7 protein-coding genes and 2 pseudogenes are annotated in these 7,229 nt (G+C 60.5%); 5 read left to right on the forward strand and 4 right to left on the reverse strand.

Annotated features, from left to right (window positions below; translation table 11 throughout):
- Positions 1 to 508: sensor histidine kinase (locus tag ACWNCF_RS04190; RefSeq protein WP_449406135.1), on the forward strand; the 508-nt coding region annotated here is incomplete at its 5' end.
- A gap of 69 nt (positions 509 to 577) precedes the next feature.
- On the opposite strand, the gene ACWNCF_RS04195 is transcribed toward ACWNCF_RS04190, so the two are convergent.
- The 4 genes and pseudogenes from ACWNCF_RS04195 to ACWNCF_RS04210 all read right to left on the reverse strand — a co-directional run bounded on the left by ACWNCF_RS04195 (position 578) and on the right by ACWNCF_RS04210 (position 3,972).
- Entirely contained in the window at positions 578 to 784 is a 207-nt protein-coding gene (locus ACWNCF_RS04195; protein ID WP_449406140.1) for a hypothetical protein, read from the reverse strand.
- The gene (locus tag ACWNCF_RS04200) at positions 744 to 1,568 is read right to left on the reverse strand and encodes a hypothetical protein (RefSeq protein WP_449406141.1); all 825 of its coding nucleotides are present in this window, start codon (positions 1,566 to 1,568) and stop codon (positions 744 to 746) included. Before ACWNCF_RS04200 ends, ACWNCF_RS04195 begins: the two co-directional genes overlap by 41 nt.
- 282 nt (positions 1,569 to 1,850) lie before the next feature.
- Positions 1,851 to 2,817: pseudogene (locus ACWNCF_RS04205) on the reverse strand (PDR/VanB family oxidoreductase).
- Positions 2,818 to 2,874: 57 nt separating this feature from the next.
- The gene (locus ACWNCF_RS04210; RefSeq protein ID WP_449406136.1) at positions 2,875 to 3,972 is read right to left on the reverse strand and encodes a Rieske 2Fe-2S domain-containing protein; all 1,098 of its coding nucleotides are present in this window, start codon (positions 3,970 to 3,972) and stop codon (positions 2,875 to 2,877) included.
- A 169-nt stretch (positions 3,973 to 4,141) separates the two neighbouring features.
- Between ACWNCF_RS04210 and ACWNCF_RS04215 the strand changes: the two are divergent.
- The 4 genes and pseudogenes from ACWNCF_RS04215 to ACWNCF_RS04230 all read left to right on the forward strand — a co-directional run bounded on the left by ACWNCF_RS04215 (position 4,142) and on the right by ACWNCF_RS04230 (position 7,172).
- Positions 4,142 to 5,049, forward strand: a pseudogene (locus tag ACWNCF_RS04215) (LysR family transcriptional regulator).
- 830 nt (positions 5,050 to 5,879) lie between these two features.
- A complete protein-coding gene (locus ACWNCF_RS04220; RefSeq protein WP_449406137.1) occupies positions 5,880 to 6,368 on the forward strand; it encodes a hypothetical protein in 489 nt (162 codons plus the stop codon).
- A 16-nt stretch (positions 6,369 to 6,384) separates the two neighbouring features.
- Positions 6,385 to 6,669 carry a DUF4209 domain-containing protein gene (locus ACWNCF_RS04225; protein WP_449406138.1) on the forward strand — a complete coding sequence of 95 codons (285 nt, stop codon included), beginning with the start codon at positions 6,385 to 6,387 and terminating at the stop codon, positions 6,667 to 6,669.
- Between the two features lie 2 nt (positions 6,670 to 6,671).
- On the forward strand, positions 6,672 to 7,172 hold the full coding sequence (locus tag ACWNCF_RS04230) for a phage integrase family protein (protein WP_449406139.1): 501 nt from the start codon (positions 6,672 to 6,674) through the stop codon (positions 7,170 to 7,172).
- The last annotated feature ends 57 nt before the right edge of the window (positions 7,173 to 7,229 follow it).

Consider the following 7,229-nt stretch of genomic DNA (forward strand, 5'->3'; position numbering starts at 1 on the left):
CATGATGCTCAAGGCGGCCCTACAGAACGTCCGTGACAGCAGCATCCACGAGAACTCCACGTCCGTCGGACTGCACACGCTGCTGGTCCGCATGGTGCGTGACGTCCGCCTTGCGGGCCACGTCGTGCGCTACGGCGGCACGGACCTGCGTGTGCGCGCCAAGCCGTTCGCGCTCAAGCGAGCGATCGGCAATTTGCTGGACAACGCCCTGCACTACGGCGAAGAAGTGGAAATCAACGTGCTTACAGTGAACGAACAGGTCGCGATCGAGGTGCGCGACCGGGGGCCGGGCGTGCCCGACGAAGCGCTTGCGAAGCTATTCACGCCGTACGTTCGTCTCGACCACGGCCGCCACCGCAACCACGGCGGAACTGGCCTGGGTCTGGGTATCGCCCGCTGGCTCGTGCAGGGCATGGATGGCGACGTGAGGCTGGCCAACCGCGCTGGTGGCGGCTTGACGGCCACGATCCTGGTGCCATGCGATACCGGCGCAACTGAGTCCCTGTAACGCAGGATGAGAATTCATTCGGCCCTTCGGTTCATGCGGGTATCGAAGGGCCGACGGTCGTGAAACTATTTACTTGGCATCACCGATGGCGGTTGCCTCGATCTTGTCGATATCCACAGGGGTGGGAGAGGTCTTCGTTTCTGCACCCATGGCAGCATGGAACGGGCAGCCCATGAATTTCGGATCGTCCTTATATTTGGACACGAAATGCGGAGCAAATTTCCTGTCCATCTCCTTAATCGTGGCTTTCAGGTTCTCGCGGGCCTGGTCGCTCATCGCTTCCCGCTCTTCGATATAGCTGCGTGGCGGATCGTCCAGCATATTCTCGAGATACCAGAATATCAAACCCATGAATTTCGGCAGGACTTCCTTTGCCGGTGGATACGGTGCATCGATCGACGCCGCCTCGAGCGTCGTCGGCAGCGTCAAGCTCCGCACCAAGCTGGTGGCCAAGCCAATGCAGTTCTTCGGGGAAGAAGCGGAACACGAACTGTTCGTGAATCGCGGTCGTGACAAGGTTCGTACGCTCAGGCTTGGGACGTGGGGTATTTTCGTAGTCCTCGCAGAGTTTCACCAGTCCTGCGAAGTCGTCCGGATAGCCATGAATCGGAACATTGTTCTCGGCGACGAAGAGCTTGGACATTTCACCCCAAAACTTATGCGCTGCGATTTGTTCTTTTTCCGAGATCCCGGGGGCGCCCATCTGCAGCCGCAGGCGATGCATGGCCACGGCCGTATAGGCGAAGACGTAGACATAGTCCACATTGTGCGAAAACACGCCGGGATATTTGCCGGCCCAGTACGCATGGAGCCTGTTGATGCTGTCGACCGACTTCTTGGTACGTTCGTCGTGCGGGCCATACCACCACCACAACGCGTTCGCATTCTGCGTTTGTTCCACACGGGACCCTGCCCGGTGCAGGACCTTGCCGCCGTCGTCACGCCAGACGACCTCCGACCCGTAATCGGATACGATGAAATTGGGGAAGGTAAGGGTGTACATCAGGTTGTTGATAAAATCGTTGCCGCCGTAGCCGCTGCACAACTGCCAGATCCGCACGTAATCCTTATGGGGATCCAGGGCATTCGATTTCCTGACGAATCCATTTTTTTGGGGTATTCATATGAGCTTCCTTCGGTGACTAGAGTACAAATGGCGATCTTTACGCGGGCCGCTTCGCTGGCTGGATAGACGATGGCGGCGGCGCGATCCTTCAGATTCCCTCAGCGTAATCGAACCATCGTTTCCGACTATCCTGAGCGAGACATAGCTTGCTCGAGCGCGACATGACGGCGAGCAGGCGATGTTCTCGCGCAGGCCCGTAGGCGGCCCGGCGGCCGCTTACAAGTCGAGGAGTAGTGACGGCGTCTTGGCACGTGAACAACACGGCGTGAACTGGTCGTTCGCGGCATGCTCCTCATCGGTCAAGTAATGGTCGCGGTGCTCCGGTTTTCCCTCGAGCACCCTCGTGACACAAGTACCGCACACGCCTTGTTCGCAGGAGGTGGGAATGGCAATGCCGTGTGTCTCGAGAGCCTGTGTCACCGACACGCCGGCCGGCACGCCGATGACCTGCCCGGTGCTGGCGATCCTGACTTCGAACGATCCATCGGCGCTGTCCTTCTGCGGCGCAGCGCCGAAATACTCGAGGTGCACGCGATCGCCCGTCCATCCATGCGCCTTCGCTGCACTCGTGACGGCATCGATGAAACCAGCCGGTCCGCAAACGTACAAGTGGGTGGTTGGCGTAGCGGCTCGCAAGACTGCACCAATGTCGAATTTCTCCACGTCGGCGTCGTCGTCATGGTGGAACTGCACCCGCCCGGCGAATGACGACTCAAGGATGCGTTGCCTGAATGCGGTGCGTGACCGCGACCGCGTGCAATAGTGCATCGTGAAGTCGGCATCGCCGTTGGCCAGCCGCTCCGCCATGCAAAGGATTGGCGTAACCCCGATACCGCCGGCGAGCAGCAGGTAACGGGACGCCGGCGCCAGCGGAAAGTGGTTCTTGGGCGCACTGATTTGCACGATGTCGCCGACGTTGACACTGTCATGGATGGCCCGGGAACCGCCGCGAGAATTGGGATCGCGCAGGACTGCGATCAGATAGCGGTGACGCTCGGACGGATCGTTGCAGAGCGAATATTGACGGACCAGGCCGGGGGCGACCTGCACGTCGATGTGCGAGCCGGCCGAAAATGGCGGAAGCGGCGCGCCATCGACGCTGGCGAGCTCGAAACTCGACGATGTCTTCCGCTTCCGGACGTTTTGCGAGCACCTTCGCCTGGATGGTGGTATGGATGGTCATGGGTGAACGTGTGAGCGAGGGATTACCTGTGCGATACCGTTGGGCGAACGAGCACGATCAGGCCTGGCCGGCACGGGCCGGTGCGGCGACTACAGTGCGGCCTTGCTGTTCCGGTGCGGGAGAGGCCGCGACTGTCTGGATTTGCTGCTTGACCAAACGTTCGATGACCCGACGGGCGCGGTTCGGGCCAACGTCGACGTGGATGTCGATCTGGGCCGCACCGGGGTGACGTTTCAGATTCTCGTATTGGGCTTCGATAACGACTTTGTCTTCGTGGAACGTCAGGGCCGTTTGCTCGTAGACAATCCGGCTGACGTCCGGCTTGTCCGGGTGATGGTTCGACGCCATGGTCCACATGTAGTGGGCCGTGGTATCGGTTTCCGGCGTGACCGCATGGAAGCCGCGCATGTGGAAGCCGCCGCGCTGGGGATCGCTCATGTCTTCGGTGCCGACATCGGCGCCGCCTGTCCAGATGTTCAGGTGGCTGACGTTGAATTCGACTTCCTGCCAGCGGTCGATCTTGTCCTTGAAGGGCCAGGCGCCGAGGTAAGTGGGCGGCGGCGCCGAGTCGGGCATGTAGCGAAGCACGCGGACCTGATCGCCGCTGCCTTCCACCTTCAGCTGCGCGTTCATGTGAATCGCTGCGTTACCGCCGATGGTCTTCAGGTGCACATAACCGAGATGGCTAAGATCGAGCAGGTTGTCGTGAATCAGCTGCCAGGGTGCGTCGTAGTGGAACACGTCGCCCTTGACCGTATAGCGTGGATCGTTGTGCACCCAATAGTCCGGCGCATCGTCGGTCGGCAAGCCGCCCTCCTCCAGCGGCATCCAGATCCACAGGATCCGATCCTTCTCGACCAGCGTATACGACTTGACCCTCGCCTTGGCCGGAATACGCTCCTGTCCCGGGATCTCCACACACGCGCCGTCCGGCGCGAACAGCAGGCCGTGATAGCCACAACGCACGCCACGGTTCTCGACCGTTCCGCAGGACAGTGGCAGCGACTTGTGGCAGCAACGGTCCTCGAGCGCGGCGGCGACACCGGCGCCGGTACGGAACATCACGACGTTCTGGTTCAGCAGCGTCCTGGCCAGCGGCTTGTCCTGCAACTCCCATGAAAACCCGGCGACGTACCATTGGTTGAGTGGGAACATGTTCGTCTCCTTTCCTGTTATCTGTTATGCAGCGTCTTGTCTGGTCTACTTCGTAGCCCGCTTACTGAACCGGGTCCTGACGATATCGGTACAACAGTCATGCAATCATAGGTCGTTTGTGTTATATCTAGAGGCAATTCATGGAATAACGTTTATTCGAAATCTAGATATGAGCATGGAAACTGAGCTCGACCTCAACCTGCTGCCGGTCGTGCTGGCGATCGCGGAGGAGCGCAGCGTCAGCCGCGCTGCGCTGCGCCTCGGGTGGAGCCAGCCCAAGGTAAGCATTGCCCTGAACAAGCTGCGTGCAGCGCTGGGCGATCAATTGTTCGTGCGCGGCTCACATGGCATGTCGCCAACGCCGCGCGCTGTCGCACTGCTGGGACCGACACGGGATATCCTGACGCGGGTGAAAGCCGACGTGCTGGCGAGTGCGCGCTTCGACCCGCATCGACGACGCGCAGGTTTACGTTCGCGCTGTCCGATATCGGCGAAATGACCTTCCTGCCCAAGTTGCTGGCGTATCTGCAGACACATGCGCCGTACGCCACAGTGCGCTCGGTCACGCTGCCGCCGGAGGAGATCGCGGCGGGACTGGAATCCGGAGAGATCGACCTCGCGATCGGCTATTTCCCGGATTTGAAGGCCCGCAACTTCTTCCAGCAACGCCTGTTCACGCACTCTTTCATCAGCCTGCTCAACGCCAAGCACAGAATCAAGGGAGAACGGATATCGATGGAGGATTTCCTGCGCTTCGGTCACGCTGTCATCCGCGCCGAAGGACGAAGCCAGGAAATCTTCGAGCAGTTGCTGGCGAAGCACAAGATCGAGCGGCGCGTCGTATTGTCGACGCCGCACTTCATGTCGATTCCCTTCATCATCGCCTCCACCGATCTGCTTGTGACGGTGCCGCATGCAGTCGGAGCGTCATTCGCGCAAGTCGCGAACATCCGCCTGATTCAGCCGCCGTTGGAAATTCCGCAATTCGACCTGAAGCAGCACTGGCATCGGAAGTTCCACAAGGACGAGCCGAACGTGTGGATTCGGTCGATTATCTCGACGCTGTTCGCAGATTAGGCCTACACAAGTGGCAACGGAAACAGTTTTACCAATATCCGACGTACCGTCGCCAGAGCTCGTAAGCAACCGGCCGCAGCCCGTGTCTGTCCATTAACGCATGGGAGACCTTGTCCTCGATCCTCGCCTTCGATAAAGCGCTTCATGTCGCATCCGTATTGATGAGATATTGGCTCAACGTTTACTGGACCGGTTCCGTTTACCTGGACCTCTGTTTTTACACAGCCTGGGCCAGGAGCAGACGTTCGAATCCTCGCAGCGCATTATGGAACACAACCTATGCAAGCGAAAAATGGTAGTTGGAGATGAATACGACGAAGTCGCCTTCGCTCGTTTGAAAAAGGGCATTGGATGATCTTCGATACGCCGTTCGAGACCAATGGAATTGTGTAGCAGGCTCCCAGGACATTCATCAGTGGGCGGCGGTAGGTCCTGGAGGACAACTCACAATCGAGAGTGAAACCTTCGTTGGCCTTTCGGTCGAGGGGCCTTGTATCTTTGATCGCCGACCTTCAAGCCCAGTACGAACGACCCGTCTGAAGTTCGGCTCTGGGTTGGTCTCGGTTGTTCGTCGGCGGTCGGCCGAAGCGCCCTGCCGCCGCCGTGCGGCATTTTTACTTCACAAGATGGGGCACTTTTTCTTCAACGGACGCTAGCGCGCACCGGGTCGCGCACCGCGTGGAGGCAAATCATCGCCGAGCTCCCGGGTCAAGCGTGGCCAGAGCCGGACGGCCGGCGCTGGCGTGAGATCGCGCGGCATCCCCGGTCCGAGGATCGACCTGACGGACTTTGTTCGACACGCAGTGCAGCGCGTACAGGGAAAAACGCCAATGAATGCCCTGCTGGCGTTCTGTACCCTCCACCCTTTCCCGAAGCGCGAATCGCTTTATCAGGAGGCGCAGCAGCTGGTCAACCAGAGCCTTGTCGGGCGGCTGTTCGGTGGCGTCACGCTCGCCGGCGACGGCCGGGCGATCGCTCGACGCTTCGGTGCCGACAATGGCGCCGCCGCGGAAGCGTCCCAAGTGGCCGCCCGCGCCACCAAAGCCTGCTGCGAGATCGCGGCGATGACGGCGTACGGCATGATCAGGCCCGCGCTGCAGGCGATGCAGCTGGAGTCCTACCTGACTCCGCTCGACTTCCTCCATCTGGCGGCGAACGCCGGCCTCGTGCCGCGCGACCGCGTCGACGTCGTGGCCAAGGGACTGTATGCGGGGTACTGCGGCGATTACGTACAGGCGATCCACATCCTGGTGCCGCAGTTCGAACACATGGTGCGGGTCGCGCTGCAGGACGCGGGAGCCCGACACGACGACACATGATGCGGACGGACTCGACATGGAGGCCGGCTTGTCGACCCTGGTGCAGCGCCCGCAGATGATCGAGGTGTTCGACGACGACCTCACCTTCACCATCCGCTCGATCATGTGCGAGCAGGAAGGACCGAACCTGCGCAATGCTGTGGCGCACGGCATGGCCGACAGTAGCCTGTGTGAAGGCGAGCATGGTGTCTATGCCTGGTGGCTGATCCTTCGCCTTATCGTCGAGTCGTTCACGGCGGACCTGCGCCATGAACAGGGGGAAGCGCGGGCAGAGGCTCCACCCGAAGCGCCGGGAGCGTAAATATGGTGCAGCATACCGACATCGCACTGCCCGAATTGGCCTTCAACCGCACCGATTACACAGCCCTGCGCGCCTATGTGCAGAAGATTCCAGTCCAGCGCATCGCCGACCTGTACTACGCCGAGGACAGTCCGCAGGTCGAGCAAGGCCTGGAGCGCTGGCTGATCGACATGCGAAACGCCCTCATCGAACGCGCTATCGAGCACAACCCAGCCTTTGCCGAAATCCTGAAGGGTGCGCGGCAAGGCGGCGCCATCACGAAGAAGGCGCTCGACATCCTCATCGCGGCGGCCGATCTACCGAAGCCGACGCCGAACCGGGCGCAACCGGTGGCACAGTGGTTCCGGCCCAAGACTGCTCGGTCGCTCAAGGAAGAAGGTATCCAGACCCTTGGCGACCTAGTCGACCTTATTCTGCGCCGCGGCCCGGGCTGGGGTGGCGCTCAGTGCCACGTATCGGCGCCGGCCGCGCTGGCGCGATCAGGTGCTGGATCATCCAACTAACTCCTCCGTTTTAACCTTAGCAATACGTAACTGAACGAAGTAAATACGAACATAACA

It is taken from the genome of Massilia phosphatilytica (assembly GCF_977014125.1).